The organism is Methylobacterium variabile (genome assembly GCF_001043975.1).
GTDB classification, from domain to species: domain Bacteria; phylum Pseudomonadota; class Alphaproteobacteria; order Rhizobiales; family Beijerinckiaceae; genus Methylobacterium; species Methylobacterium variabile.
Window position 1 is genome coordinate 1 of the sequence record NZ_LABY01000167.1, and the last position, 26,032, is coordinate 26,032.

The 26,032-nt window shown below is 73.5% G+C and carries 22 protein-coding genes and 1 pseudogene; 9 read left to right on the forward strand and 14 right to left on the reverse strand.

The genetic code is table 11. The annotated features are described in order from the left end of the window. Positions 1-27: 27 nt before the first annotated feature. The 4 genes and pseudogenes from VQ02_RS22665 to VQ02_RS22680 form a co-directional block, all read left to right on the forward strand. A pseudogene (locus VQ02_RS22665) lies at positions 28-1,230 on the forward strand (ATP-binding protein); the annotation flags it as partial. A gap of 258 nt (positions 1,231-1,488) precedes the next feature. Continuing rightward, a complete protein-coding gene (locus VQ02_RS22670) occupies positions 1,489-3,447 on the forward strand; it encodes a methyl-accepting chemotaxis protein (protein WP_048446492.1) in 1,959 nt (652 codons plus the stop codon). A gap of 169 nt (positions 3,448-3,616) precedes the next feature. Beyond that, positions 3,617-4,903 (forward strand): MFS transporter, encoded by a 1,287-nt coding sequence (locus tag VQ02_RS22675; protein ID WP_048446493.1) that lies wholly within the window; start codon positions 3,617-3,619, stop codon positions 4,901-4,903. Continuing rightward, positions 4,896-5,762 carry an amidohydrolase family protein gene (locus VQ02_RS22680; protein WP_048446494.1) on the forward strand — a complete coding sequence of 289 codons (867 nt, stop codon included), beginning with the start codon at positions 4,896-4,898 and terminating at the stop codon, positions 5,760-5,762. The genes VQ02_RS22675 and VQ02_RS22680 overlap by 8 nt, the downstream gene beginning before the upstream one ends. 108 nt (positions 5,763-5,870) lie before the next feature. On the opposite strand, the gene VQ02_RS22685 is transcribed toward VQ02_RS22680, so the two are convergent. The 10 genes from VQ02_RS22685 to mdeB form a co-directional block, all read right to left on the reverse strand. After that, positions 5,871-7,148, reverse strand: a complete 1,278-nt coding sequence (locus VQ02_RS22685) for an NAD(P)/FAD-dependent oxidoreductase (RefSeq protein WP_048446495.1) — start codon at positions 7,146-7,148, stop codon at positions 5,871-5,873. Between the two features lie 19 nt (positions 7,149-7,167). After that, complete coding sequence (locus tag VQ02_RS22690) at positions 7,168-8,409, reverse strand: allantoate amidohydrolase (protein WP_048446496.1); 1,242 nt, start codon at positions 8,407-8,409, stop codon at positions 7,168-7,170. Positions 8,410-8,536: 127 nt separating this feature from the next. Then, positions 8,537-9,784 (reverse strand): BatD family protein, encoded by a 1,248-nt coding sequence (locus tag VQ02_RS22695; RefSeq protein ID WP_048446497.1) that lies wholly within the window; start codon positions 9,782-9,784, stop codon positions 8,537-8,539. Then, complete coding sequence (locus tag VQ02_RS22700; protein WP_048446498.1) at positions 9,778-10,608, reverse strand: tetratricopeptide repeat protein; 831 nt, start codon at positions 10,606-10,608, stop codon at positions 9,778-9,780. The genes VQ02_RS22695 and VQ02_RS22700 overlap by 7 nt, the downstream gene beginning before the upstream one ends. Then, positions 10,608-11,528, reverse strand: coding sequence for a VWA domain-containing protein (locus tag VQ02_RS22705; RefSeq protein ID WP_048446499.1), 921 nt, complete (start codon positions 11,526-11,528; stop codon positions 10,608-10,610). Before VQ02_RS22705 ends, VQ02_RS22700 begins: the two co-directional genes overlap by 1 nt. Before the next feature lie 10 nt (positions 11,529-11,538). Further along, entirely contained in the window at positions 11,539-12,507 is a 969-nt protein-coding gene (locus VQ02_RS22710; RefSeq protein WP_048446500.1) for a VWA domain-containing protein, read from the reverse strand. Between the two features lie 5 nt (positions 12,508-12,512). Then, positions 12,513-12,983 carry a DUF4381 family protein gene (locus VQ02_RS22715; protein ID WP_048446501.1) on the reverse strand — a complete coding sequence of 157 codons (471 nt, stop codon included), beginning with the start codon at positions 12,981-12,983 and terminating at the stop codon, positions 12,513-12,515. After that, positions 12,970-13,815: a DUF58 domain-containing protein gene (locus tag VQ02_RS22720; RefSeq protein ID WP_083469386.1), complete on the reverse strand. Its 846-nt coding sequence runs from the start codon at positions 13,813-13,815 to the stop codon at positions 12,970-12,972. The genes VQ02_RS22715 and VQ02_RS22720 overlap by 14 nt, the downstream gene beginning before the upstream one ends. Before the next feature lie 83 nt (positions 13,816-13,898). After that, complete coding sequence (locus tag VQ02_RS22725) at positions 13,899-14,888, reverse strand: AAA family ATPase (protein ID WP_157080761.1); 990 nt, start codon at positions 14,886-14,888, stop codon at positions 13,899-13,901. A gap of 222 nt (positions 14,889-15,110) precedes the next feature. After that, positions 15,111-17,843: an alpha-ketoglutarate dehydrogenase gene (gene mdeB, locus VQ02_RS22730; RefSeq protein WP_048446504.1), complete on the reverse strand. Its 2,733-nt coding sequence runs from the start codon at positions 17,841-17,843 to the stop codon at positions 15,111-15,113. A 340-nt stretch (positions 17,844-18,183) separates the two neighbouring features. Between mdeB and gcvT the strand changes: the two genes are divergently transcribed. From gcvT to gcvP, 3 genes are all read left to right on the forward strand, one after another. Next, positions 18,184-19,335 carry a glycine cleavage system aminomethyltransferase GcvT gene (gcvT, locus tag VQ02_RS22735; protein WP_048446505.1) on the forward strand — a complete coding sequence of 384 codons (1,152 nt, stop codon included), beginning with the start codon at positions 18,184-18,186 and terminating at the stop codon, positions 19,333-19,335. A gap of 14 nt (positions 19,336-19,349) precedes the next feature. Continuing rightward, positions 19,350-19,712, forward strand: a complete 363-nt coding sequence (gene gcvH, locus VQ02_RS22740) for a glycine cleavage system protein GcvH (protein WP_048446506.1) — start codon at positions 19,350-19,352, stop codon at positions 19,710-19,712. Between the two features lie 102 nt (positions 19,713-19,814). Beyond that, positions 19,815-22,664 carry an aminomethyl-transferring glycine dehydrogenase gene (gene gcvP, locus VQ02_RS22745; RefSeq protein ID WP_048446507.1) on the forward strand — a complete coding sequence of 950 codons (2,850 nt, stop codon included), beginning with the start codon at positions 19,815-19,817 and terminating at the stop codon, positions 22,662-22,664. A 62-nt stretch (positions 22,665-22,726) separates the two neighbouring features. Here the strand turns inward: gcvP and VQ02_RS39400 are convergent, their stop codons facing one another. Further along, the gene (locus VQ02_RS39400; RefSeq protein ID WP_048446508.1) at positions 22,727-22,984 is read right to left on the reverse strand and encodes a helix-turn-helix domain-containing protein; all 258 of its coding nucleotides are present in this window, start codon (positions 22,982-22,984) and stop codon (positions 22,727-22,729) included. A 155-nt stretch (positions 22,985-23,139) separates the two neighbouring features. On the opposite strand from VQ02_RS39400, the gene VQ02_RS22755 reads away from it, so the two are divergent. Together VQ02_RS22755 and VQ02_RS22760 are read left to right on the forward strand one after the other, a co-directional pair. Beyond that, entirely contained in the window at positions 23,140-23,382 is a 243-nt protein-coding gene (locus VQ02_RS22755; RefSeq protein ID WP_048446509.1) for a type II toxin-antitoxin system VapB family antitoxin, read from the forward strand. After that, positions 23,382-23,777: a type II toxin-antitoxin system VapC family toxin gene (locus VQ02_RS22760; protein WP_048446510.1), complete on the forward strand. Its 396-nt coding sequence runs from the start codon at positions 23,382-23,384 to the stop codon at positions 23,775-23,777. The genes VQ02_RS22755 and VQ02_RS22760 overlap by 1 nt, the downstream gene beginning before the upstream one ends. Before the next feature lie 24 nt (positions 23,778-23,801). Here the strand turns inward: VQ02_RS22760 and dnaQ are convergent, their stop codons facing one another. From dnaQ to VQ02_RS22775, 3 genes are read right to left on the reverse strand one after another with little or no spacing between them, the layout of a single operon-like run. Further along, entirely contained in the window at positions 23,802-24,515 is a 714-nt protein-coding gene (gene dnaQ, locus VQ02_RS22765; RefSeq protein ID WP_048446511.1) for a DNA polymerase III subunit epsilon, read from the reverse strand. A 50-nt stretch (positions 24,516-24,565) separates the two neighbouring features. Beyond that, entirely contained in the window at positions 24,566-25,165 is a 600-nt protein-coding gene (gene coaE / locus VQ02_RS22770; RefSeq protein ID WP_048446512.1) for a dephospho-CoA kinase, read from the reverse strand. After that, complete coding sequence (locus VQ02_RS22775) at positions 25,162-26,025, reverse strand: shikimate dehydrogenase (RefSeq protein ID WP_048446513.1); 864 nt, start codon at positions 26,023-26,025, stop codon at positions 25,162-25,164. The genes coaE and VQ02_RS22775 overlap by 4 nt, the downstream gene beginning before the upstream one ends. Positions 26,026-26,032: the final 7 nt, after the last annotated feature.

Consider the following 26,032-nt stretch of genomic DNA (forward strand, 5'->3'; position numbering starts at 1 on the left):
TGGGCTCGTGTATGAAAATAAGAGCCAGCGCTGGAGCAGCGCGTCGCCGAGCGCACCGCCGAGCTGATGCGGGCCGAGGAGGCGCTGCGCCAGTCGCAGAAGATGGAGGCGGTGGGCCAGCTCACCGGGGGGCTGGCCCACGACTTCAACAACCTGCTCGCCGGCATCTCGGGCTCGCTCGAGCTGATACAGACCCGCATCGGCCAGGGCCGTCTCGGGGAGGTCGACCGCTACGTCGATGCGGCGCAGGGAGCGGCCAGGCGCGCCGCGGCGCTGACCCACCGCCTCCTCGCCTTCTCGCGGCGCCAGACGCTCGACCCGCGGCCCACCGACGTCAACCACCTGGTGGCCGGGATGGAGGAGCTGATCCGGCGCACCGTCGGTCCCGCGATCGCGATCGCGACGGACGGACCGACGGACCTCTGGACCGTCCTCGTCGATCCGCCGCAGCTCGAGAACGCGCTGCTCAACCTCTGCCTCAACGCCCGCGACGCCATGCCGGAGGGCGGGCGGATCGCCATCGAGGCCTCCAACCACCGCCTCGACGACGCCGCGGCCCGGGAGCACGATCTCCCGCCCGGGGAGTACCTGTGCCTGCGCGTGACCGACACTGGCGGCGGCATGACCCCGGCGGTGATCGCCCGCGCCTTCGACCCGTTCTTCACGACGAAGCCCCTCGGCCAGGGCACGGGCCTCGGCCTGTCGATGATCTACGGCTTCACCAAGCAGTCGGGCGGGCAGGTGCGGATCACCTCCGAGGTCGGCCGCGGCACCGCCGTGGCGCTCTACCTGCCGCGGCACCACGGCACCTCCGAGGCGCAGGCCGCGCACGCGACCCCGGCGGACGCGCCCCGGGCGGAGCAGGGCGAGACCGTGCTGATCGTCGACGACGAGCCGACCGTGCGGATGCTGGTGGCCGAGGTGCTGGAGGATCTCGGCTACACCGCCATCGAGGCGGCTGACGGCGCGGCGGGCCTGAGGGTGCTGCAATCCGGCGCGCGCATCGACCTGCTCGTCACCGATGTCGGCCTGCCGGGGGGCATGAACGGCCGCCAGATGGCCGATGCCGGGCGGGGATGGCGGCCGGACCTAAAGGTGCTGTTCATCACCGGCTACGCCGAGAACGCGGCGCTCGGCACCGGGCGGCTCGCGCCCGGCACCGCGGTGCTGACCAAGCCGTTCGCCGTCGAGGCCCTGGCCACACGCATCCGGGAGATGCTCGCCCAATGAGGTGTCATACCGCCGCGCCGCCGAACGGACTCGTTCGGCGGCGCGGGCTCAAACCCGAACGGGCGCCGGCGCAAAGTCCCCGCCTGTGACTTTGCGCCGGACGCTTTCGGATCGAAGCGTCGATGCGAAAGCGCGCTGGTGTCAGTCCCTGCGACGATCCGCCTGGCGAGACTGGCGGACCGGCAGCCCGGGCGATACCCGGCATTAAAGGCCGCCGTGGTTCAAGGATGGAAGGCCCGCGATCCCCTGGGACACGACATGTTCGCCTCCGCCCGGCGCTCCAGTGCAGCCGCCAAGCTGGACGCCATCGAGCGTTCGCAGGCCACCGTCGCGTTCGACCTCGACGGTCAGTTGATCGAGGCCAACGAGAACTTCCTGCGGCTGATGGGCTACCGCCTCGACGAGGTGCGCGGCCGCCACCACCGCCTGTTCGTCGATCCGGCCGAGGCGGCCGACCCGGCCTACGCGGCGTTCTGGGCGGCCCTGCGCCGGGGCGAGCTCCAGAGCGCCGAGTATCGCCGCCTCGCCAAGGGCGGGCGCGAGGTCTGGATCCGCGCCAGCTACAACCCGGTGCTCGACGGCCGCGGCCGGCCGATCCGGGTCGTGACGTGCGCCCTCGACGTCACCGCCGAGAAGCAGGCGGCGACCGATGCCGCCGGCCAGATCACCGCCATCAACCGCTCGCAAGCGGTGATCCACTTCGCCCCCGACGGGACGATCCTGGACGCCAACCCGCACTTCCTCGCCGCGATGGGCTACTCCCTCGACGAGGTGAGGGGGCGCAACCACCGCATGTTCGTGAGCGACGAGCAGGCGGCCTCGGCGGAGTACCGCGAGTTCTGGGCGCGCCTCGCCCGGGGCGAGTACCATTCGGGCGAGTTCAAGCGGCGGGCCAGCGGCGGCGACGAGGTCTGGATCCAGGCGACCTACAACCCGATCCTCGACGCGGGCGGGCGCACGCTCAAGATCGTGAAGTACGCCAGCGACATCACGGCCGCCAAGCAGCACGCCGCCGACACGGCCGGCAAGATCGAGGCGGCGCTCCGCTCGCAGGCGGTGATCGAGTTCGACATGGACGGCCTCGTCCTCGACGCCAACGGCCATTTCCTGAAGGCCATGGGCTATGCCCTCGACGAGATCGTCGGCCAGCACCACCGCCTGTTCGTGTCTCCCGACTACGCGGCGAGCCAGAGCTACGCCGAGTTCTGGGAGTCCTTACGCGCCGGGCGCTACGCCGCGGCGGTGTACCAGCGGGTCGGCAAGGGCGGCCGGGAGGTGTGGATCCAGGCCACCTACACGCCCGTCCTCGACCTGAACGGGCGTCCCAGCAAGGTGATCAAGTTCGCCACCGACGTCACCCACAGCATGAGCGTGCGGGCGCGGGCGATCGCGGCGGCCGAGCAGACCCTGACGCGGGTCCAGGCGGTGTCGGCCGCCTCCGAGGAGATGCACCGGACCTCGGTGTCGATCGCGAACCGGATGGGTCAGTCGCGCCAGGCCGTCGACGAGATCCAGGACCGCATGGGCGCGGCGGGCGCGGCGACCGAGCGGCTCGACCAGGCCGCCCAGGCGATGAACGGGGTGGTCGACGCGATCACCGCGATCGCCGACCAGATCAACCTGCTCGCGCTCAACGCGACCATCGAGGCGGCGCGGGCCGGCGCCGCGGGCCGGGGCTTCGCGGTCGTCGCCGCCGAGGTGAAGAACCTCGCCGGCCAGGCCCGGGCGGCGACGGGGCGGATCTCCGGCGAGATCGGCGCCATGCAGACGGTGTCGCGGGAGGTCGCCGAGGCCCTGGGCTCGATCCGCGGCGCGGTCGACGCCGTGCAGGGCTTCATCGCCGAGACGACCGCGGCGAGCGAGCACCAGCGCAGCACGACCGGCGACGTCAGCACCAACGTGCAGACCACCGCCGCGGGCGTCGCGGACATCGCCCGCGGCCTCGACGACTGGCTGGTCGGCATCGAGGAGCGGCGTGTCGAGGAGCGGGTGCGAACCTCGATGCCCGCCCGGGTCACGCTGCCCGAGGGCTCCGGGCCGGTCGACGCGATGGCGTGCGTCGTGCTCAACCTCTCCGCTTCCGGCGCCAAGCTCGCGCTCGAGCGCCCGGTCCGGCTGCCGAGCCGCATCCTGCTCCACGTCGAGGGCGGCCCGGCACGCGCCTGCGAGATCGTGCGCCAGCACGGCGTGGAGATCGGCGTGCGGTTCACGGATTGAGGCCGGTCGGACCGGCACCGGATGGTTTCCTGCGGGAAACTATATCTTTAGCCAGCTTACAAGGTCCGCTCTCTCCCCGGTGCAGTGGCACGCGCCGGGAAAACGTGCTTGCTCCCGGCGGGTCCTCCGGACCCTCAAGATCTAACAACCTTCGCCAGGGAGCGACCCGATGACCCCGTCTACCCGCGATGCGGTGGCGGTGGAGGATGCCAGCCTCACCGCCTTCTACCGCGACATGACCCCGCCCGAGCGCCACACCTTCTGGGCCTGCGCCGCCGGCTGGGCCCTCGACGGCATGGACTTCATGATCTACCCGCTGGTGATCGGCACGATCATCAAGCTGTGGAGCGTCGATGCCGGCACCGCCGGGCTCGCCGCCACCGTGACGCTGCTCGCCTCGGCGCTGGGCGGCTGGCTCGCCGGCTACCTCGCCGACCGGATCGGCCGGGTGCTGACGCTGCAGATCACCATCCTGTGGTTCTCGTTCTTCTCCCTGGTCTGCGCCTTCGCGCAGGACTTCTCGCAGCTCCTGATCGCGCGGGCGCTGCTCGGCCTGGGCTTCGGCGGCGAGTGGGCGGCGGGCGCCGTGCTGATGGGCGAGACCATCCGGGCGCAGTATCGCGGCCGGGCCGTCGGCTCGGTGCAGTCGGGCTGGGCCATCGGCTGGGGCATGGCGGTGCTGGCGCAAGCGATCCTGTTCTCGGTGCTGCCGCCCGAGACCGCCTGGCGCTGGATGTTCGTGATCGGCGCCGCGCCTGCCCTCCTCGTCTTCTACCTGCGCCGGTACGTCGAGGAGCCGAAGGTCGCCGTCGAGTCCCGGGCCCGGGCCGCCGCCACCGGCGACCGTCCGGCGATCTGGGAGATCTTCTCCGGTCCGATGCTGCGCACCACGCTCCTCGCCTCGCTGATGTCGGCGGGCTGCCAGGGCGGCTACTACGCCATCACCACCTGGCTGCCGCGCTTCCTCACCACCGAGCGCGGCCTCTCGATCGTCTCCTCCACCGGCTACCTCGCCGCCCTGATCGTCGGATCCTTTGCCGGCTATCTCGCTGGGGCCTGGCTCGCCGACCGCCTCGGCCGGCGGCCCCTCTTCCTGATCTTCTCGCTCGGCGCGATCGCGGTGATCCTGGTCTACACCCAGGTCCCGCTCTCCAACGCGGTCCTGTGGGTGCTGGGCTTCCCGCTCGGCTTCTTCGCCTCGGGCTACTTCTCCGGCATGGGCGCCTTCCTGACCGAGCTCTACCCGACGCGCCTGCGCGGCTCGGGGCAGGGCTTCTGCTACAATTTCGGCCGCGGCATCGGCGCCCTGTTCCCGGCCCTCGTCGGCTACCTCTCGGCCGGCATGAGCCTGGCGAGCGCCATCGCGATCTTCGCGGCCGCCGCCTACGGGGTGTTCTTCCTCACGGCCTACGCCCTGCCGGAAACCCGCGGAAAGGTGCTGCACGCCGATGCCTGAGATCCGCGACTGTCCCGGCCCGGCCCCGCACCCGCGGGGTCCCACCCGCTTCACCGTGCCGGCGGGCGCGGTCGACACCCACGCCCACGTGATCGGGCTGCCGCCGGCCTACCCCTTCGTGGCGGAGCGCAGCTACACGCCGCCGGAGGCGACGCCGTCCGCCTATCTTGGCATGCTCGACGCCACCGGCATGACGCACGGCGTGCTGATCCAGGTCAGCGTCCACGGCACCGACAACCGGCTGATGCTGGAGACGCTGCGGGTGCATCCGCGGCGCCTGCGCGGCATCGCGGTCATCCCGCTCGGGCTGCCCGAGTCCGAGCTGGCGGCGCTGAAGGAGGCGGGCGTGGTGGGCCTTCGCCTCAACGTGCTGTACGGCGGGGGAGTCGGGTTCGAGACAGTGGAGGCCTACGGGGCCCTGTGCCGCGAGATGGGCTGGCACCTCCAGTTCCTCATCGACGCCCGCGCCCTGCCGCCGCTGGCCGGGCGCCTTGCCCGGCTGCCGGTGCCGTTCTGCGTCGACCACATGGGCCATTTCCCGACCTCCTGCGGGGTCGGGGACGAGGGCTTCCGCACCCTGGTGTCGCTCGTGCGCGACGGCGCCTGGGTCAAGCTCTCGGGCGCCTACCGCAACTCCGTCGCCGGCCCTCCGTTCACCGACACGGTGCCGTTCGCCCGTGCCCTCCACGACGCGGCGCCGGAGCGCTGCGTCTGGGGCTCGGACTGGCCGCACGTCTCGCATTGGGGCCCGATGATGAATGTCGGCGACCTCCTCGACCTCCTGGCCGAGTGGGTGCCGGACGAGGCCGACCGGCACCGGGTGCTGGTCGAGAATCCGGCGCGGCTGTACGGGTTCTGAGATGCGGGTGGGCCGCCGTCGCTTCGCGCGGACGGCCCATCGCTGGATGTTCACGCCGCCCCTTCCCGGTTGCACTCGTCCGGGAAGGGGCCCGTACGACGGCAAACCTTACAACCGCGGCCAGCCCAGCAGCCGCCCCGGCGCGAACGGCGCCACCGGCACCGCCGGCGTGCGGCCGGTGGCGAGGTCGGCGACGAGCTGGCCGGTGATCGGGCCGGTCGAGAGGCCGATATGGCCGTGGCCGAAGGCGAAGATCAGCCCGGGATGGCGCGGCGCGGGGCCGATCACCGGCAACCCGTCCGGGGTCGAGGGGCGCGAGCCGAGCCAGGGCCGGTTGTCGAGGGGCTGGCCGAGGCGCACGGTGCCGGCGGCCTCCCGGGCGGCGGCCTCGATCTGCCCGTAATCCGGCGGCGCATGGCGGTCGGCGACCTCGACGCCGGAGAGCACCCGCACCCGGCCCTCGCCCATCGGCGACAGGATCGAGGCGGCGCCGGTGTCGTAGATCGGGCGGGTGAGGGCCGGGCTGCCGGGGTGGAGCGCGTAGTGCCGGTGGTAGCCGCGCTCGGCCGCGAAGGCGAAGCGGTAGCCGAGCGGCCGGGCGAGCTCGTTCGCCGCCGCCCCCGTCGCCAGCACCACCTGCCGCGCCCGCAACCGGCCGCCGGGATGGACGACATGCCAGCCGTCCGCCGCCGGCTCGAGGCGGGTCACGGTGGTGCGCAGGCTGCGGCCGCCGAGGCCGGCAAACAGCCGCTCGCTGGCCTCGACGAGCCCGCCGGGATCGCCGACGGCGCCGGTTTCCGGCAGCAGCATCGCCCGGGCGAAAGGCCGGATCAGCGCCGGCTCCAGCGCCTGGACGCCGGCGCCGTCGAGGATCTCGAACGGGACGCCGTGATGCGTCAGGATCTCGCGCTCCAGGCTCGCGCCGGCGAAGGCCTCCTCCGTGCGGTAGAGCTTCACCCAGCCGCATTCGCGCAGGAGGTGGGGCACGCCCGCCCGGTCGGCGAGGCGCCGGTGCTCCGGATAGGCGGCGTTCGTCAGGGGGGCGAGGGCGTCGGCGGCCCGGCGCCAGGCCGAGGTGCGGGCGCTCGCCAGGAAATGCGCCGCCCAGGGCATCACCCGCAGCAGGTGCAGGTGGCGCAGGCGCAGGCCCGGATCGGCGTTGCGCAGGTAGGCCGGTAGCTTGCCCCACAGGCCGGGGCTCGACATCGGGAAGATCGAGCCGCGGCTCACCACGCCGGCATTGCCGTAGGAGGTGCGCGCCCGGGCCTCGCCGGGGTCGCACAGCACCACGTCCCGACCACGGTCCTTGAGGGCGATGGCGGACGACACGCCCACCATCCCGCCGCCGACCACCACGATGTCGGCCGTCATCTCGTCCTGCTGCATCGATGCGTTCTCGTGTCGGTCAGTGGGGCAGGCCCGCGAGGTCGAGGACCGTGCCGAGAAGGACCCGCGTCGCCGCGTCGGCATCCTCGAGGGTGATCGACTCGGCCGGGTTGTGGCTGATGCCGCCGCGGCAGCGCACGAACAGCATCGCGGCCGGGCCGAGGACCGCCATCGCCACCGCGTCGTGGGTGGCGCCGGAGGCAAGCCGCAGGGGGGCGTGGCCGAGGCGCCGGGCCGCCCGGTCGAGCGCGGCCTGCAGCCCGGGATCGAGGGCGACCGCCGCGTTGTCCATGAAGGTCTCGGCGATGAAGCCGACCCCGCGGCGCTGCGCGACCGCCCGGCACTCGGCCCCGATCGCCGCGAACAGCGCGTCCCGGTCCGCATCCTCGGCGGCGCGCACGTCGAGGGTGAAGTCGATCCGGCCCGGGATGACGTTGACGGCGCCCGGCACCACCGTGAGGGAGCCCACCGTCGCGACCGCGCCCGGCATGGCCTCGCCCAGGCGCTCGACCGCGAGCGCCATCTCGGCGGCGGCCGCGAGCGCGTCCCGGCGCATGCCCATCGGCACGGTGCCGGCGTGGTTGGCCTCGCCCGTCACGGTGCAGCGCGCCCGGGTGAGGCCGACGATGCCCGACACCACCCCGACCGGCTGCGCCGCCGCCTCGAGGGCCGGCCCCTGCTCGATATGGACCTCGAGGTAGCCGGCGACGGTGCCGGGCTTCCGGGCGAGGGCCGGGATGCCGTCCGGGTCGCCGCCGAACTGCGCCAGCGCCTCGCGCAGTGTCGTGCCGGCGGCGTCGCGGCCCTCGAGCCAGTCCGGCTTGTACTGCCCGGCCCAGGCCTTCGAGGTCGAGAGCGAGGTCGGGAAGCGCACGTTCTCCTCGTCGCCGAAGGCCACCACCTCGAGGGCGAAGGGGAGGGCGAGGCCGCGGGCGCGCACCTCCTCCGCCACGGCGAGGCCCGCCGCCACCCCGAGGGGGCCGTCGTAGCGCCCGGCATCGACCACGCTGTCGATGTGCGAGCCGAGCACCAGGGCCGGCAGCCCCGGCTCCCGCCCCTCCAGCCGCCCGACCACGCTGCCGGCGGCGTCGATCCGCGCCGCCAGCCCGGCCTCGCGCATCAGCCCGAGCACCGCCTCGGCGGTCGCCCGGTGGGCCGGCGACAGGTAGAGCCGCGTCAGCCGGCCGGGCTCGTCGGTGTGGCGGGCGAGGTCGTCGATCAGCGCCATCACGCGGGCGCCGAGGCGGGGAGTGTCGGTCATGAGCGTCGCTGACCCTTCGGGCGGGAGCCCGGGGGTATGCAGGGTCGGTGCCGGTCGAGGCAACCGGGTGCGGAGCATGCCTCGGGCGAGCCCCCGGCGCACGGCAGGCCCCCCGCATTCGAGCCGGTCAGCGCCGCGCCGGCCGCGGGCCGTCGAGGGGGGCGAGCGCGTCCGGGACCGCGGGGGCCCGCGGCCGGACCCGCGCGAGGTCCCGGGCGAGGCCGGCGAGGTCCGGCGCCGGGGCTTGGGCTCCGCCGAACAGGGCGGCGTCGAGGGCGGCGAGGCGCGAGGCCGTGCGGGGATCGGCGCGCCAGGCCGCGGCGAGGGCCGGTTCGCGGCGCTCGGCCTCGGCGAGGGCGATCCGCACGCCGCGGGCGTCCCGCCGCCGGGCGGCCCGGGCGAGCGCCCGCAGGGCAGGGGCCGCCGGCGCCTCGCGGCGGCGCAGCGTGCCCCAGGCGCCGAGGCCGAGGGCGAAGGCGGCGAGACCCGCGGTGAGGGCCCGCCACGGCGAGCCTGAGGGCGGCGGCGCCTCCTCGGCGGGCCGGAGGGCGGCGCCGACGATGCGGGCCGGGATCTCCGCCTCGCGCATCACCCGCGCCCGGGTGTCGAACCACGGGATCGCGATCGCCGCGAGGGTGATCGGCTCCGGCACGCCGGGGCGCACGTCCCAGCGATAGGTCACGCGGGCGACGGGCCCCGCCGGGGTGATCCGGGTCTGGCGCTCGGCCGGCCCGGCGAAGGTGAGGATGCCGCGGGTGCGCAGCACCGGCCGCGGCGGCAAGGCGTCGGCGGTGAGGCCGCTTGCCTCCACCGTCACGGTGCGGCGGGCCGGCTCGCCGAGGCGCAGGGTCTCGGGCTCGGGCTCCCAGACATCCGTCACCGTCAGATCCTGCGCTGGCAGCCACCAGGGCTCGGGGGCGTCCGGCCCGCCCGGCCCGCGCCAGGCCGCGACGTCGATCGGCAGGGGCGCGGAGCGCACCTCGACTAGCCGGCGCTCGCCGCCGTCGACGACCGTCAGGCGGTGCACGAAGGGATCGATGACGAAGCGGCCGGCCCCTTGCGGGAAGACCGCCACGGTCCGCTCGAAGCCCCGCGCCTCCTGGCCCTGGATCGCGGTGCGGAACCAGCGGTCGCGCCCGAGCTGCGTCCAGCCGAAATGCGGCAGGCTCGGCTGGCGCAGCTCCTCCAGGGCGATCTGGGCCCGGTAGGTGCCGCGGATGCGAAGCAACACCATCTCGCGCGGGTAGGGCGCCGCCTGCGAGGCGGTCTCGGCCGTGACGGTGAGCGCGAGGTCGCCGTCCTCCAGCGCCACGGCCCGTCCGATGAGGGCGGGGGCGGCCGCGAGGACGAGGGCGAGGAGCAGCCATCTCACCACGGGTTGCTCCCCGGCTGCACGGCGGCGCCGGCGGCCCGCCGGCGGGTCTGCTCGGCGCGGATGCGCAAGGAGACGAAGCGGCCGGGATCGTCCGGCAGGGTCGCGAGCCAGTGCCGGTCGGGGCGGATCTCGCGGGCCTCGAAGCTCTTCGAGACGCGGCGCACCTCGCGCTCGATCACCTCGGACACGCTGGCATTGCCGCCGCCCTGGCGCCCGCCGCCCTCGGCGTCGCTGGCCGAGCCGCGGGCCTGGCCGCGGCCGGGATCGACCGCCCGCTGCTCGGCCCGGCCGGTGCGGGCGGCCTTCGAGTTGCCGGGCGATTCCGCCGCGGAGGAGGCCTCGCGGTGGCCGGCCAGGCCCTCACCGGAGGAGGCGGTGCCGGGATCGTTCGCGTCGGATTCGGTCTTGGTGGCGTAGCGCGTGGCGGCGTCGGCCCGGGCATTGGCCTCGCCGGCGGTGCGGCCGCCGGGGGCGTCCGGCGTGTCGAGGAGGCGCGCGACCAGCTCGCGGTTGGCCTTGGCGTCCTCGTCTCCCGGGTCGCGGGCGAGGGCGGCCTCGTAGGCCGCCAGCGCGCCCTTGAGGTCGCCGGCGAGCGCCAGCGCGTTGCCGCGGTTGTAGGGTTGGCCCGCGAAAGCCTCGGCGGCCTCGGCGTAGCGGCCGGCGGCGTAGAGGGCGGTGCCGCGCCAGGCCGGATCGTCGCTGATGGTCGCGGCGGCCCCCGGCAGCCCGGCCGCGAGGAGCAGCCGGGCGAGGGCGGCGGGCTGGACCGCGAGCCCTGTCAGGGCGAGGCCCCCGGCCGCGAGGAGGATGCGCCCGGCCGGCATCAGGCGCTCCGCCGGAAGAGCAGCAGGACGGGGACCAGCGCGAGGCCCGCGAGCCAGCGGCCGAGATCCTGCCAGGCCAGCACCGCGTATCCCCCCTCGGCGAGGTGGCGGGCGAGCGTCTCCGAGACCGCCGCCAGCACCGGGCCCGGCGCCGCGAGGCTGCCCGAAGCCCCGCTGCCGAGCGCGGCGAGCCGCGCGAGCCCGGCCCCGTCCGGCCGCGGCGCCTCGGGCGGCAAGGCGGGGCCCGGCACCAGCACGGTGTGCAGCCGGTGGCCCTCAGCCGCCAGCGCCGCGGCCTCGCGCTCAGCGGCGCCGTCGAGGCCGCCGCCGTCGCTCAGGAGCACCACGTCGCCGGTCACCACGGCGCCCTCGGCCAGGGTGCGGCGGGCGAGCGCGAGCGCCCGGGCCGGGTGGCTGCCGCGATCCGGCACGGTGGCGCCGTCGAGGGCGAACAGGACCGTCCCGAGGCTGTCGCGGTCGGTGGTCGGCGCCGCCACGAGGTAGGCGTCGCCCGCATAGGCCACGACGGCGACCGCCTTCGTGCCGGCGGCCTCGGCGATCGCCTGCGCCAGGGTCCGGGCCTCGCCGAGGCGCCCGCCCTCGGCGACCGAGCGCGACAGGTCGAGGGCGATGATCGTGGCGTCGAGGTTGCGGAAGCCCGCAGTGTCGCGGCGCTCCAGCGCCGGACCGGCGAGGCCGAGCGCCAGCAGGGCGCCGGCCAGCACGAGCAGGCCCTGGCCGCCCCGGCGCCCCGGCCGCACCGCGCCGCGGGCGGCGAGCGCCGCCATCAGGTGCGGCTCCACCGCCCGGACCCAGTCGCCGAGGGGCGCGGCGCGATGGGCGGCGCGCCAGGCCAGGAGCCCGAGGAGCGGCAGGGCGAGGAGCCACCACGGGCGCAGGAACGTGAAGTCCTCAATCATGCCGCCCCTCTCACGCCGCCCTCCGCGTCAGCAGGAGGCCGAGCGCGCTGAGGAGCGCGACGGCGCCGGGCCAGGGCCACAGGTCGCGGCGCAGGGGCACCGGCGGGGCCCGGTCGCGCCCGCCCTCAAGGGCGTCGATGCTGTCGGCCACCCCCGCGAGGTCGTCGGTGGTGCGGACCCGGAAGAAGCGGCCGCCGCTCGTCGCCGCGACGTCGCGCAGGGCCTCAGCGTCGACCACGTCCTGCTCCCCGTCGGCATCGGCGAGGTCGCGGGGGCCGAGCGCGATGGTGTGGACCCGGATGCCGAGGTCGCGGGCGAGCCCCGCCACGTCCCGGGGCGTGGTCTGGCCGGCATTGTTGGCTCCGTCGGAGAGCAGCACCACCACCTTGGACGGGCCCGGCAGGGCCTCGAGGCGCTTGAGGGCGAGGCCGAGCCCGTCGCCGATGCCTGTCGAGCGGCCGACGAGGCCGATCTCGGCCTCCTCGAGGGCCCGGGCGACCGCCCGCGTGTCGAAGGAGGGCGCGGCGGCGACGTCGGCCTGGTCGGCGAAGATCACCAGGCCGACCCGGTCGCCGGCCCGGCGGCGGATGAATTCGGAGCCGACGCGCTTGACCGCCGCGAGCCGCGAGGTGGTGCGCCCGTCGAGGGAGAAGTCGATCCGCTCCATGCTGCCGGAGAGGTCGAGGGCGAGGACGAGGTCGCGGCCCGAGGCCGGCAGGGCGACGCCGGGCAGCACCAGCCGCGGGCCGGCGAGCGCCGCCACCAGGGCGCCCCAGAGCAGCCAGGTCAGGGCTGCGCGCCCCCGCGCGCCGACCCGCAGGGTCCCGCCGCCCGCGAGGCCGGCCACGATCGAGGGCGGGACGGCGAGCGCCCCGCTGCCGCCCGTGCGCGGCGGCAGGAGCCGGGCGGCGAGGAGCGGCAGCGGCAGGAGCAGGCCGGCCAGGGGCGCCGCGAAGTCGAGGGAGGCGAGGCCGGCCATCGCGGTCAGGCCCGCAGGCGCGCGACGAGGCGGGCGAGGCCGGCCTCGGCGGCGGCGAGGTCGGGTGCCGGGCCCGGCGCGTAGAGGTTCTCGGTCAGCATCCGGCCGGGGCCGCGGCCGAAGAAGTCGGTGCGCAAGCACGCGTCGAGGCCCGCCGGCCCCTCGACCCCCAGGCTGCGGGCGAGCCGCAGGCTCAACCGCGCGAGGGCGACCCGGCGCTCCGGCGCCGGCAGGGCGCGGGCAGCGGCGAGTTCCGCGAGCGCCGCCCTCCGGACCGGGCGGGCGCGCAAGGAGGGCAGGAGCCAGGCGGCGAGGGCGGCAAGGGCGAGGCCGCCGGCGATCGCCGCCAGGATCTCGGGCCGGACCAGCCCCGGATCCGGCGGGAGGTGCAGGCCGCGGAGCCCCGCGAGCGCCATCTGGGCTGGCTGCGCCGCTTCGAATGGCTGCGCCGCTTGGGCGGCCTCACAGCACGGCATCGAGCCGCTCCATCAGGGGCACGAAGCCCTCCGGCCCGGTCTCGGCATCGAGCCGCAGGGCCGCGAGGCCGAGATGCGCGTAAGGCGCGAGGCGGTCCTCGGCCGCCGGTCGCACCCGACCGATCCGGGCGGTGCCGCGGTGCCCGTCCGGGGTGGCGTAGGGGTAGAGGCCGGGCGGGGCGGCGCGCTCGAAGGCGTCGCTCACCAGGAGCAGGCTGACGGAGATCCGCTCGGCCAGGGCCGCCAGGCTCTCGGTGAAGCCGTCGCCCGGGGCGTCGAGGGCGCTCGCCAGCACCAGGTGGCCGCCCGCCGGCAGCAGCGCCCGCGCCCGCTCCAGGGCCGGTCCCAAGGGCAGGTCGACACCGGGCGGGGCCGCGAGGGCGCTCCCGTGCGCCCGGGCGAGGCCCTGGCAGAGGGCCGCCATGCCGCGCCCGCCGCCCCTCGGCGGCAGGGTCACCGGCTCGGGTGAGGCGACGCAGAGGCCGACCCGGCCGCCGTCGCCAGCGATGCGCCAGCCCAGCAGCGCCAGCGCCTCCGCGGCCGCGACCGAGCGCAGGGCGCGGCAGGTGCCGAACAGCATCGAGGGCCGGAAGTCGGCCAGCAGCACCACGGCGCGGTCGCGCTCCTCGTGGTGGGTGCGGACGTGCAGGGCGCCGGTGCGGGCGGTGGCGTTGCGGTCGATGTGGCGCACGTCGTCGCCCTCGGCCCAGAGGCGCACGTCGTCGGGCTCGGTGCCGCGGCCGCGCCGGCGCGTGACGATGCCGCCCGGCAGGCCGGCCCGGGCCCGGGTCATTCCCGCCCCGCCCCGCCGGGCGAGGTGGCGCAGCTCCATCAGGGCACCGGCCTCGAGGGCGATGCCGGGTCGGGCGAGGGGGTCGGGGCTGGACGGCGGCCGTGCCACGGTGGCGAGGGTCCTCAGAGCGGATGCACCCGGTCGAGCAGGCCGGCCACCAGGGCGCGGGCGGTCTGCCCCTCGGCGGCAGCCCGCCAGGTCAGGGCGAGGCGGTGGGCCAGCGCATCGGCGGCGAGGCTCAAGACGTCCTCCGGCACGACGTGGTCGCGCCCGTGCAGGTAGGCCCGGGCCTTGCCGGCGAGCATCAGGGCCAGGGTGCCGCGGGGCGAGACCGGGTGCTCGATGGCGTCGCGCAGGTCCGGGGCCGCCGGCCCGCCGCGGGTGGCGGCGACGAGGCGGACCAGAAAATCCTTGAGCGCCGGCGAGACGTAGGTCTTCAGCGCCGCGGCGCGGGCGGCGCGCAGCTCCTCGGCGGTGAGACGCACCGGCATCGGGGCGACGTCCGCGGTCATCTCGCCCTCGACGAGGTCGAGGATGCGGCGCTCGGCGGCCTCGTCCGGCATCTCGACCGCGACATGGAGCAGGAAGCGGTCGAGCTGGGCCTCGGGCAGCGGGAATGTGCCGGCGTGCTCGATCGGGTTCTGGGTCGCCACCACCATGAAGGGGTCGGGCAACGGGTGGGTGACGCCCGCCACCGTGACCTGGCGCTCGGCCATCGCCTCGAGCAGGGCCGATTGCACCTTCGGCGGCGCCCGGTTGACCTCGTCGACCAGCACCAGGGAGTGGAAGAGGGGGCCGGCCAGGAACTCGAAGCGGCCGCCGTCCGGCCGCCAGACCGTGGTGCCGGTGAGGTCCGCGGGCATCAGGTCGGGCGTGCACTGGACGCGGGCAAAGCCGGTATGGAGCCCGTCGGCGAGGCGCTTCACCGCCCGGGTCTTGGCGAGGCCCGGAGCCCCCTCGATCAGCAGGTGGCCGCCGGTGAGGAGCCCGATCAGCAATCGCTCGACGAGGCCGGCGGAACCGATGAGGCCCGCCTCCAGGCCGGTCCGCAGCGCATGGAGCCGCGTGCGCACCGGGTCGTCCGGCGCCGGTCCGTCGAGGCCGGTCGTCATGACGCTCCGCGCCACGGCCTGCTCAGCGCCTCGCGCCATCCGGTGCGTCTCCCTCGGGGCCGGTGCTTTGGGTGCCGGCTTCGGAGGGATCAGGCCGCGACTTGCGGGGGGCGTCAATCCCGTGGGGTGGGTAGCAGGGGTGTGCTTAAGTCCGCGGCGACGGCAAAGGATGGTCGGGGAGGGCGCCCCGAAGGGCGCGCTCCCGTGCGTTGATCAAACCCGTCACAGCGTCCACGGGGCCGGCCGGTTCGGGCTCAGGCCGTAGCGGGCGACCGCCTCGGCCACCTTCGCGCGGTCGAGGGTGCCCTCGTCGGCTAGCGCCGAGAGGGCGGCCACCGCGACGTGGTGCCGGTCGACCTCGAAGAAGGCGCGCAGCGCGCTGCGGGTGTCGCTGCGGCCGAAGCCGTCGGTGCCGAGCGTGACGTAGCGGGCCTGGATGGCAGTCGCGACGAGCTGCGGGTAGGCGCGGACGTAGTCGGTGGCGGCGACCACCGGCGCGGAGCCGGCGAGCGATTCCTCCACCAGGCTGCGGCGCGGCGGCAGGCCCGGGTTCAGGCGGTTGGCACGCTCGATCTCGCGGGCCTCGCGGGCGAGCTCGCTGAAGCTCGTCACGCTGTGGACCTCGCTGGCGATGCCCCACTCCTCGGCCAAGAGCTTCGCGGCGGCGATGACCTCCGGCAGGATCGCTCCCGAGCCGAGAAGGCGAATAGCCGGCTCATCATTTCCATAGCCGGCAAATCGATACATCCCGCGGATGATCCCGTCCCGCACGCCCTCAGGCATCGACGGCTGGGCGTAGTTCTCGTTCATCGCCGTGACGTAGTAGAACGCGTCGACGTCGCGCTCCATCATGTCCCGGGCGCCATGGTCGAGGATCACCGCCATCTCGTAGGCGAAGGCCGGGTCGTAGGCGCGGCAGTTCGGGATCGTCGCGGCGACGAGGTGGCTCGACCCGTCCTGGTGTTGCAGGCCCTCGCCGCCGAGCGTGGTGCGGCCGGCGGTGGCGCCGATCAGGAAGCCGCGGGCGCGCTGGTCGGCCGCCGCCCAGATCAGGTCGCCGACGCGCTGGAAGCCGAACATCGAGTAGTAGATGTAGAACGGCAGCATCGCGAGGCCGTGGACGCTGTATGAGGTCGCGGCCGCGGCCCAGGACGAGATCGCGCCCGCCTCGGTGATGCCCTCCTCGAGCAGCTGCCCGTCGCGCGACTCCTTATAGTAGAGCATCGAGCCGGCATCCTCCGGCTCGTAGAGCTGGCCGAGCGGCGAGTAGATGCCGACCTGCCGGAAGAGGTTGGCCATGCCGAAGGTGCGCGCCTCGTCGGCGACGATCGGCACCACCCGCGGGCCCAGCTCCTTGTGCTTGATCAGGCTGCTGAACAGCCGCACCGCGGCGGTGGTGGTCGACATCTCCTTGCCGTCGGCCTCGAGCGCGAAGCCCGCGTAGGTCGAGAGGTCCGGCACGCTCACGTGGGCGGCGGTGCGCCGGCGCTTGGGCAGGAAGCCGCCCAAAGCCTCGCGGCGCTCGCGCAGGTAGCGCAGCTCGCGGCTGTTCTCGTCGGGCTTGTAGAACTCGAGGCGTTCGACCTGCGCGTCGGTGAGCGGCAGGGCGAAGCGGTCGCGGAAGGCCTTGAGGGCGTCGGTGTCGAGCTTCTTCGCCTGGTGGGCGGTCATGCGCGACTCGCCGGCGCCGCCCATGCCGTAGCCCTTCTTGGTCTTGGCCAGGATCACGGTCGGGCGGCCCTTGGTCGCCTTCGCGGCGGCGAACGCGGCGTAGAGCTTGCGGAAGTCGTGCCCGCCGCGCTTCAGCTTGTCGACGTCGGCATCCGACATGTGGGAGACGAGCGCCTTCACCTCCTCGTCCTCACCGAAGAAGTGGGCGAGGTTGTAGGCGCCATCCTTGGCGCCGAGCGTCTGGTACTTGCCGTCGACGGTGGCGGCGAAGCGGCGCAGCAGGGCGTGGTTGGTGTCGCGGGCGAAGATCGCGTCCCACTCCGAGCCCCACAGCACCTTGACGACGTTCCAGCCGGCGCCGCGGAAGACGCTCTCCAGCTCCTGGATGATCTGGCCGTTGCCGCGCACCGGCCCGTCGAGGCGCTGCAGGTTGCAATTGATGACGAAGGTGACGTTGTCGAGTTTCTCGCGCGCCGCCAGCGTCAGCGCGCCGATCGATTCCGGCTCGTCCATCTCGCCGTCGCCGAACACGCCCCAGACGTGCTGGCCGGCCGTATCGGCCAGCCCCCGGTCGCTGAGGTAGCGCATGAAGCGCGCCTGGTAGATCGCGTTCATCGGCCCGATGCCCATCGAGCCGGTCGGCACCTGCCAGAACTCGGGCATCAGCCAGGGATGGGGATAGGAGCACAGGCCCTCGCCGGCGATCTCCTGCCGGTAGTGCTTCAGGTTTGTCTCGGAGAGCCGTCCCTCCAGGAAGGCGCGGGCATAGACGCCGGGCGCCGAGTGCGGCTGGAAGAAGACGAGGTCCGCCCCGGCGCCGGAGGCGTCACCGGCCTGGAAGAAGTGGTTGAAGCCGAGCTCGAAGATCTCGGCCGCCGAGGCGTAGCTCGCCACGTGACCGCCGAGCTCGCCGTAGGCCATGTTGGCCCGCACCACCATGGCGAGCGCGTTCCAGCGCATGATCGAGGTCAGGCGCTCCTCGACCCCGAGGTCGCCCGGATAGGGCGGCTGCTTCTCGAGCGGGATCGTGTTGCGGTAGGGCGAGTAGGGCGGCGCCTCCTCGACGACGCCGATCTCCCGCGCCTTCTGCTCCAGCCGGTCGAGCAGGAAGCGGGCCCGGGCCGCGCCGCCGTGACGCAGGACCGATTCGAGCGAGGCGAGCCAGTCCGCGGTCTCGGCCGGATCCGGATCGGCCACGCCGCGCGGCCCCAGGATGGATGACCCGTTCGGGCGCTCGTTCTCGTTGACCGGCACGGCCGGAATCGGCTTGGCGCTCGCGCTCATGGCCTGACGTCCTCCCCTGTGATCGCGCCAGGATAGTTCCCCGACCGCGGCAGATGCTGCTTCGTTTGCCGCCGATTCGGTCGTCAGCGCAAAATAATTCCGCGAAACCGATCGCGTGCGGTCGATCATGCCGCAGGCTCAGGGAGGCGCGGTACCCGGACCCAACATCGCAGGCCGCGTGACCCGACTTGGCGTCAATGCCACCTTTGTCCTAAGGTCCCGGCCGAAGTCGGGCCGTGCGGGGCCGGGCTCCCCGTGACCGTGCCGAGGCCGCCTCGGCCCCGGGCCGCGGGGCGGCGGTCCCGCCCGTGCCCGGACGCGATCCGGGAAGCCTGATCCGATGACCGCCGACACGGCCGCCAGCCTCACCCTGCTCCAGACCCCCTTGCACGCGCTGCACCAGGAGGTCGGCGCCCGGATGGTGCCGTTCGCCGGCTATCTGATGCCGCTGCACTATCCGCTCGGGCTCCTCAAGGAACACCTGCACACCCGCAAGGCGGCGGGACTGTTCGACGTCTCCCACATGGGCCAGATCGCCGTGCAGGCCCGCTCCGGCGACCTGTCCGACGCGGCCCGCGCCCTCGAGACGGTGCTGCCGATCGACGTCGTGGGCTTAGGCGTCGGGCGCCAGCGCTACGGCTTCCTCACCACGCAGGGCGGCGGCATCCTCGACGACCTGATGCTCGCCAACCTGGGCGACCACTACCTGCTGATCGTCAACGCCGCCAACAAGGCCGCCGGCCTCGCCCACCTGCTCGACGCGATCGGCACAGCGTGCACCGTCGAACCCGTCGACCGGGCGCTGATCGCCCTCCAGGGCCCGGGGGCGGAGGCCGCGCTCTCCCGCCACCTGCCCGTGGTCGCCGAGATGCGCTTCATGGATGCGCGACCGGTCGCGTTCGAGGGGCAGGAGGGCGTGGTGGTCCGCTCCGGCTATACCGGCGAGGACGGCTTCGAGATCGCGCTCCCGGCGGAGGCCGCCGTCGCCCTGGCGAGGGCCCTGCTCGCCGACCCGGAGGTGAAGCCGATCGGCCTCGGCGCCCGGGACTCGCTGCGCCTCGAAGCGGGCCTGTGCCTGCACGGCTCGGACATCGACCACGAGACCTCGCCGGTCGAGGCGGGCCTGTCCTGGGCGATCCCGAAGGTGCGGCGCCTCGGCGGCACCCGGGCCGGCGGGTTCCCGGGGGCCGAGCGCATCCTGGCCGAGCTCGCCGACGGGCCGGCGCGGCTGCGGGTCGGCTTGAGGCCGGAAGGACGCACCCCGGTGCGGGCGGGCGCCGCGCTCTACGAGTCCATGGAAGCGACCGAGGCGGTCGGCCGGGTGACCTCCGGCGGCTTCGGGCCCAGCCTCGAGGGGCCGGTCGCCATGGGGGTGCTGCCGAGCGCGCTGGCCGTGCCGGGTCGCCAAGTCTTCGCCGAGGTGCGCGGCCAGCGCCTGCCCTGCGCGGTGGTGCCGCTGCCGTTCCGCCCCGCCGGCTTCAAGCGTTCCTGAACGAGGGGAAACACATGCTGAAATATACCGACGAGCACGAGTGGCTGCGCCTGGAGGGCGACGTGGCAACGGTGGGCATCACCGACCACGCCGCCGAGCAGCTCGGCGACCTCGTCTTCGTCGAGCTGCCGAAGGTCGGCGCCACGCTGACCAAGGGCTCCGCCGCCGCGGTGGTGGAGTCGGTCAAGGCGGCCTCCGACGTCTACGCGCCGATCGACGGCGAGGTGACCGAGGTCAACGAGGCCGCGGCGGCCAACCCCGAGAGCGTCGGCACCGACCCGCAGGGCGCCGGCTGGCTCTACCGCGTCCGCGTCAGCGATCCGTCCCAGCTCGACGGGCTGATGGACGAGGCGGCCTACCGCGCCTTCGTGGGCTGAGCCGAGACGTTACCCACCGACACCGACGGGCGGGGCTCATGCAGCCCCGCCGTCTCGATTTTTTCAGCCGCACGACAAGGCTCTGACCGGGGCACCCCCTTCATGCCGATGGACAAGTACGACCCCTACGACTTCGCCAACCGCCGCCACATCGGCCCATCGGTGGACGAGATCGCCCGCATGCTGGAGGTGGTCGGTGCCCCGAGCCTCGATGCCCTGATCGACGAGACCCTGCCGGCGGGGATCCGCCAGAAGGAAGCGACCGAGTTCGGCGCCGCCCTGTCGGAGCGGCGGGCGATCGAGCGCCTGCGCGCCACCGCCAACAAGAACAAGCTGCTGACCTCGCTGATCGGCCAAGGCTACCACGGCACCACGATGCCGCCGGCGATCCAGCGCAACATCTTCGAGAACCCGGCCTGGTACACGGCCTACTCGCCCTACCAGCCCGAGATCAGCCAGGGCCGGCTCGAGGCGCTCTTGAACTTCCAGACCTGCGTCAGCGACCTGACCGGGCTCGACATCGCCAACGCCTCGCTCCTCGACGAAGCGACCGCCGCGGCCGAGGCGATGGGCATGGCGCGCCGCATCGCGACCGCCAAGCCCGACACCTTCTTCGTCGACGCGCAGTGCCTGCCGCAGACCATCGCGGTGCTGAAGACCCGGGCCGAGCCTTTCGGCTGGCGCATCGTCGTCGGCGACCCCTTCACCGACCTCGACCCTGCGGCGGTGTTCGGTGCGATCTTCCAGTATCCGGGCGTCGAGGGCGCGGCCCACGACTTCACCGACGTGATCGCGAAGCTGCACGAGGCGGGCGCCATCGCGGTGGTGGCAGCCGATCCGCTGTCGCTGACGGTGCTGAAGCCCCCGGGCGAGATGGGGGCCGACATCGCCGTCGGCTCGATGCAGCGCTTCGGCGTGCCGATGGGCTATGGTGGCCCGCACGCCGCCTACATGGCGACGCGGGACGCCCACAAGCGCTCTCTGCCGGGCCGCATCGTCGGCGTCTCGGTCGATTCCCGCGGCAACCGCGCCTACCGGCTCTCGCTCCAGACCCGCGAGCAGCACATCCGGCGCGAGAAGGCGACCTCGAACATCTGCACCAGCCAGGTGCTGCTTGCGGTCATCGCCTCGATGTACGCGGTGTTCCACGGGCCGCGCGGGCTCAAGGCGATCGCGATGCGCATCCACCGCGACGCGACGCGCCTCGCCGCGGGCTTGAACCAGCTCGGCTTCGAGACTCATCCGGACGCCTTCTTCGACACGATCACCGTGAAGGTCGGCCCGTTCCAGGGCGTGATCCTGAAGAACGCCGTCGCCAACGGGATCAACCTGCGCAAAGTCGGCAACGACCGCATCGGCATCACGGTCGACGAGCGCACCCGGCCCGACATCATCGAGGCGGTGTGGCGCGCCTTCGGGGGCGACGCGCTGGCTTATGACGAATCCTGGCCCGAGCCGCGCCTGCCGGCGGGTCTCGTGCGCACCTCGGAGTACCTGACCCACCCGATCTTCCACATGAACCGGGCCGAGAGCGAGATGACGCGCTACATGCGCCGCCTCGCCGACCGGGACCTCGCCCTCGACCGGGCGATGATTCCGCTGGGCTCGTGCACGATGAAGCTCAACGCGACGGCCGAGATGCTGCCGATCTCGTGGCCGGAATTCTCGGAGCTGCACCCCTTCGCGCCGAAGGACCAGGCCGAGGGCTACGCCGAGATGATCGCCGACCTCTCGCAGAAGCTCGCCGACATCACCGGCTACGCAGCGATCTCGATGCAGCCGAATTCCGGCGCGCAGGGCGAGTATGCGGGCCTCTTGGCGATCCGCGCCTACCACCTGTCGCGGGGGGAGGGGCACCGGACCGTCTGCCTGATCCCGTCCTCGGCCCACGGCACCAACCCGGCCTCGGCGCAGATGTGCGGCATGACCGTGGTGGTGGTGGGCGCCGACCGCAACGGCAACGTCGACGTGGCCGATTTCCGCGCCAAGGCCGAGCAGCACGGAAAGAACCTCGCCGCCTGCATGATCACCTACCCGTCCACCCACGGGGTGTTCGAGGAGGCGGTGCGAGAGATCTGCGACATCACCCACGCCCATGGCGGCCAGGTCTATCTCGACGGCGCCAACCTCAACGCGCTGGTCGGCCTTGCGCGGCCGGGCGACATCGGGGCGGATGTCAGCCACATCAACCTGCACAAGACCTTCTGCATCCCGCACGGTGGCGGCGGGCCCGGCATGGGGCCGATCGGCGTCAAGGCGCACCTGATCCCGTTCCTGCCCGGCCACGTGGAGACCGACGGGCGCGAGTTCTCGGTCTCGGCCGCGCCCTACGGTTCGGCGGCGATCCTGCCGATCTCGTGGAGCTACTGCCTGCTGATGGGCGGGCGCGGGCTGACGCAGGCGACCCGCATCGCGATCCTCAACGCCAACTACATCGCCCGGCGCCTCGCGGGTGCCTACGAGGTCCTCTACACCGGCACCCATGGGCGCGTCGCGCACGAGTGCATCATCGACGCCCGCCCGCTCATGAAGAGCGCGGGCGTCAGCGTCGAGGACATCGCCAAGCGGCTGATCGATTGCGGCTTCCACCCGCCGACGATGAGCTGGCCGGTGGCCGGCACCCTGATGATCGAGCCGACCGAGTCCGAGACCAAGGGCGAGATCGACCGCTTCTGCGACGCCATGCTGGCGATCCGCGAGGAGATCCGGGCGATCGAGGAGGGCCGGATGGACCGGGCCGACAACCCGCTCAAGAACGCCCCACACACGGTCGAGGACCTGATCGGCCCGTGGGAGCGGCCCTACTCCCGCGAGGCCGCCTGCTTCCCGGCCGGCGCCTTCCGGGTCGACAAGTACTGGCCGCCGGTCAACCGGGTCGACAACGCCTACGGCGACCGGAACTTGGTCTGCGCCTGCCCGCCGGTGGAGAGCTACATGAAGGCGGCAGAGTAGGCTGACCTCGTAAGCCGAACTCCTGGGCGCCCGATCCGCTTCGAGGCCGGGCGCCGCTCGAATCAGGCCGCGTCCGAGACGCGAACCTCGACGCGCAGCCCGGCTGCGGCCAGCAGGGCGACGAGATCGTCGAGCGGAAACAGGTCGATCTTGCCGCGCAGGAGATCCGTGACACGCGGTTCCGTCACGCCCAGCCGGCGCGCTGCCTCGCCCTGCGTCCACTCCTTCGCCCGGATATGCCGATCGAGCGCCATCATCAGGGCGGAACGCAGCTTCATGGTCTGCGCATCCGCGGGCGTATCCTCGATGGCATCCCACACGCTAGCGAAACCGTCGTCGCTCTTCGGCCTGGCTCCCTGGCGAGATCGGCGTAGCGCTTCGCTGCCACTCCCCTTATCGAGCTGAGCGGGCTTGGCCCCGTGCCTCATCCAAGATATCCTTAACGGGGTTTTCTTTATATCCGTTTGGAATAGGCATGGCCCTTTTCGTCAAGGATCCAGAGGTCGACGCGCTCGCTCAAGAACTGGCGTCGCTCAAGCACACCACCAAGACCGAGGCGGTGCGGCAAGCCCTGCGCGGCGAGATCGATCGCGAGAAGGACAAGCTTGACCTCGTCGGCCAGTCGATCGCCTTCGCGCGCGGGCTCCGGGAGCGAGCCGGCCCGAATCCCAGGCCCGCCGACAAGGCCTTCATCGATGGCCTCTACGGAGATCCGTAATGGTCGTCGATGCATCCGCGCTGACCGCGATCCTCGCCGGAGAGCCGGATGCTGCCGCCCTCGTCTCGCGCCTCCAGCAGGCCCGCCAACGCCTCACTTCGCCGCTCGCGGTCTGGGAAACCACGATCGCGATCGCCCGCATCCTCGACCTGCAGCTTCCCGAGGCGCAGCAGGCCGTGCGCGACTACCTCGCGCTCGCATCGATCCAGGTGGTCGCCGTACCACCGGAGGCGGCCGACGGCGCGGTCGAGGCATACGACCGGTACGGCAAGGGCCGCCATCCCGCCAAACTCAACTTCGGAGATTGTTTCGCCTATGCGTGCGCCCGGACCTACCGGATGCCACTCCTGTTCAAAGGCAACGACTTTTCCCTGACCGACATCCCTACCGCCTGAGGGAGCGCTCCCCTGGTGGGCGCTTTATCCCGCCTCCCCGACGTAATCCCGCCAGATCGCCTTCTCCCCCAAGCCAGCCGCGAACGCCGCGTGCGCCGCGCGCTCGGCGTCGGTGAGGCGGCTGCGGGTCGGGCGAGGACCGTGCTCGACGGGAGCGGCGCGCAAGCTCGGACCGGCCGGACCGGCATTCCCCTCGACCGTCAACCCGAGGGTCGTCTGCTTGCCGCCGAGCAGCTCGATGTAGACCTCGGCGAGGATCTGCGCGTCGAGGAGCGCGCCGTGCTTGGTGCGGCGGGAATTGTCGATGCCGTAGCGCGAGCACAGCGCGTCGAGGTTGTTGGCCGCGCCCGGATGCTTGCGGCGGGCGAGCGCCAGGGTGTCGACGACGCTTGCCAGCTCGATCGCCGGCGGCGCCTTGTCGCCGAGGCGGGCGTACTCGGCGTTGAGGAAGCCGACGTCGAAGGCGGCGTTGTGGATCACCAGGGTGGCGTCGCCGCAGAACGCGAGGAAGTCGGGCAGGATCTGCGCGAAGAGCGGCTTGTCGGCCAGGAAGGCGTCCGAGAGGCCGTGGACCCGGAACGCGCCCTCAGACACCGGCCGCTGCGGGTTGATGTAACGGTGGAACTCGCGGCCGGATGGGATGTGGTTGAGGAGCTCGATCCCGCCGATCTCGATCAGCCGGTCGCTCTTGGCCTCGGTGCCGGTGGTCTCGGTGTCGAGGACGATCTCGCGCAGCATCCTGCGGCTCCCTTCCAGAGAGGTGGTTCGACCGGTGTAGCGAGGAAGCGTTAACCGGCCCGCCTCGCCGCGGCGATCACCGCGTCCACCTGCGCCTCGGCGTGCGGGAAGCCCCGGTCGGTCTCGATCAGGTAGTCGGCCCGCCGGCGCTTCTCGGCGTCGGGCATCTGCTTGGCGAGGATCTGCGCGAAAGCCTCTTCCGTCATTCCCGGCCGGGCGAGCACCCGGGCGCGCTGCACCGCAGCCGGGGCGGTGACCACCGCGACGGCGTCGCAGCCGACCTCGCCGCCGGTCTCGAACAGCAGCGGCACGTCGAGCACGACGAGCGCCGCCGCCGCATGGGTGGCGAGGAACTCGTCCCGCGCCTGCCGCACCAGGGGATGCACCAGGGATTCGAGCCGGCGCAGGCGCTCGGGCTCGCCCAGCACGGCGTTGCGCAGGGCGGCGCGGTCGACCGCGCCGTCGGGGCCGAGCGTGCCCGGAAACGCCGCGCCGATGGCGGCGGCCGCAGCCCCGCCCGGGCCGTAGAGGGCGTGCACGCAGGCATCGGCGTCGTGGACCGGCACCCCGCGAGCGCGGAACATGGCCGCGGTGGCGCTCTTGCCCATGCCGATCGAGCCGGTGAGGCCGAGGACGAACGGACGGCTCATCCGTGCCCCTCAAGATCGGCGACGATGCGGGCGCGCAGGGCCGGGGTCACGTGCGGCGTGCGGCCGAACCAGCGGGCAAAGCCCGGCACCGCCTGGTGCAGCAGCATGCCGAGCCCGTCGACGGCCGGGAGCCCGCGCGCCCGGGCGGCGGCGAGGAGCGGGGTTTCCAGCGGCACGTAGACGATGTCGGCCACCGCCGCCTCGCCCGGCAGCGGCGCGAGGTCGAGGGCGAGCGCGTCCTGCCCGGCCATGCCGAGGGCGGTGGTGTTGATGAGGAGCCCGGTCTCCGGGAGGTGCGCCGGCACGGAGCCCCAGGCGATTGCGGTGACCCGGGTGGGATCGAGGGCGGTCAGGCTCTCGGCCCGCTCGGCGCTGCGGTTCGCGACGATCAGGCGGGGAAGGCCGAGTTCGAGAAGTCCGACCAGGATCGCCCGGGCTGCCCCGCCGGCGCCGAGGACCAGGGCGGCGCGCCCGCCCGCGACACCCGTCGCCTCCGGCCAGGCCGCTCCGAGGCTGGCGTCGAGATGGGCGAGGAAGCCCGGGGCGTCGGTGTTGTCGCCGTGCAGGCGCCCGTCCTCGAACCACAGGGTGTTGACGGCGCCGATCCGCTCCGCCCGGAGGGTCAGGACCTCGGCGAGGCGGAACGCCGCCTCCTTGTGCGGGATCGTGACGTTGCCGCCGGCGAAACCCGCCTCCCGCAGACCCCGGACGAAGGCCGGGAAGGCGTCGGGAGGGACGTCGATGCGCTCGTAGGTGCCGGCCAGGCCGTGCTCGGCGAGCCAGTGGCCGTGGATCAGCGGCGAGCGGGAATGGGCGATCGGGTGGCCCACCACGAAGGCCCGGGGATGCGGGGTCGTCATCGCGAAA

Bases quoted from the DNA above. Each gene is read 5' to 3' on its own strand.
- VQ02_RS22690 (WP_048446496.1), bottom strand. From the start codon at position 8,409: ATGACCGACACTCCCCGCCTCGGCGCCCGCGTGATGGCGCTGATCGAC.
- VQ02_RS22775 (WP_048446513.1), bottom strand. From the start codon at position 26,025: ATGACGACCCCGCATCCCCGGGCCTTCGTGGTGGGCCACCCGATCGCC.
- VQ02_RS22705 (WP_048446499.1), bottom strand. From the start codon at position 11,528: ATGATTGAGGACTTCACGTTCCTGCGCCCGTGGTGGCTCCTCGCCCTG.
- VQ02_RS22675 (WP_048446493.1), top strand. From the start codon at position 3,617: ATGACCCCGTCTACCCGCGATGCGGTGGCGGTGGAGGATGCCAGCCTC.
- gcvH (WP_048446506.1), top strand. From the start codon at position 19,350: ATGCTGAAATATACCGACGAGCACGAGTGGCTGCGCCTGGAGGGCGAC.
- VQ02_RS22685 (WP_048446495.1), bottom strand. From the start codon at position 7,148: ATGCAGCAGGACGAGATGACGGCCGACATCGTGGTGGTCGGCGGCGGG.
- VQ02_RS22710 (WP_048446500.1), bottom strand. From the start codon at position 12,507: ATGGCCGGCCTCGCCTCCCTCGACTTCGCGGCGCCCCTGGCCGGCCTG.
- VQ02_RS22715 (WP_048446501.1), bottom strand. From the start codon at position 12,983: ATGCCGTGCTGTGAGGCCGCCCAAGCGGCGCAGCCATTCGAAGCGGCG.
- gcvT (WP_048446505.1), top strand. From the start codon at position 18,184: ATGACCGCCGACACGGCCGCCAGCCTCACCCTGCTCCAGACCCCCTTG.
- gcvP (WP_048446507.1), top strand. From the start codon at position 19,815: ATGCCGATGGACAAGTACGACCCCTACGACTTCGCCAACCGCCGCCAC.
- mdeB (WP_048446504.1), bottom strand. From the start codon at position 17,843: ATGAGCGCGAGCGCCAAGCCGATTCCGGCCGTGCCGGTCAACGAGAAC.
- VQ02_RS22700 (WP_048446498.1), bottom strand. From the start codon at position 10,608: ATGCCGGCCGGGCGCATCCTCCTCGCGGCCGGGGGCCTCGCCCTGACA.
- VQ02_RS22760 (WP_048446510.1), top strand. From the start codon at position 23,382: ATGGTCGTCGATGCATCCGCGCTGACCGCGATCCTCGCCGGAGAGCCG.
- VQ02_RS22755 (WP_048446509.1), top strand. From the start codon at position 23,140: ATGGCCCTTTTCGTCAAGGATCCAGAGGTCGACGCGCTCGCTCAAGAA.
- VQ02_RS22670 (WP_048446492.1), top strand. From the start codon at position 1,489: ATGTTCGCCTCCGCCCGGCGCTCCAGTGCAGCCGCCAAGCTGGACGCC.
- VQ02_RS22680 (WP_048446494.1), top strand. From the start codon at position 4,896: ATGCCTGAGATCCGCGACTGTCCCGGCCCGGCCCCGCACCCGCGGGGT.
- dnaQ (WP_048446511.1), bottom strand. From the start codon at position 24,515: ATGCTGCGCGAGATCGTCCTCGACACCGAGACCACCGGCACCGAGGCC.
- VQ02_RS22725 (WP_157080761.1), bottom strand. From the start codon at position 14,888: ATGACGACCGGCCTCGACGGACCGGCGCCGGACGACCCGGTGCGCACG.
- VQ02_RS22720 (WP_083469386.1), bottom strand. From the start codon at position 13,815: ATGGAGCTGCGCCACCTCGCCCGGCGGGGCGGGGCGGGAATGACCCGG.
- coaE (WP_048446512.1), bottom strand. From the start codon at position 25,165: ATGAGCCGTCCGTTCGTCCTCGGCCTCACCGGCTCGATCGGCATGGGC.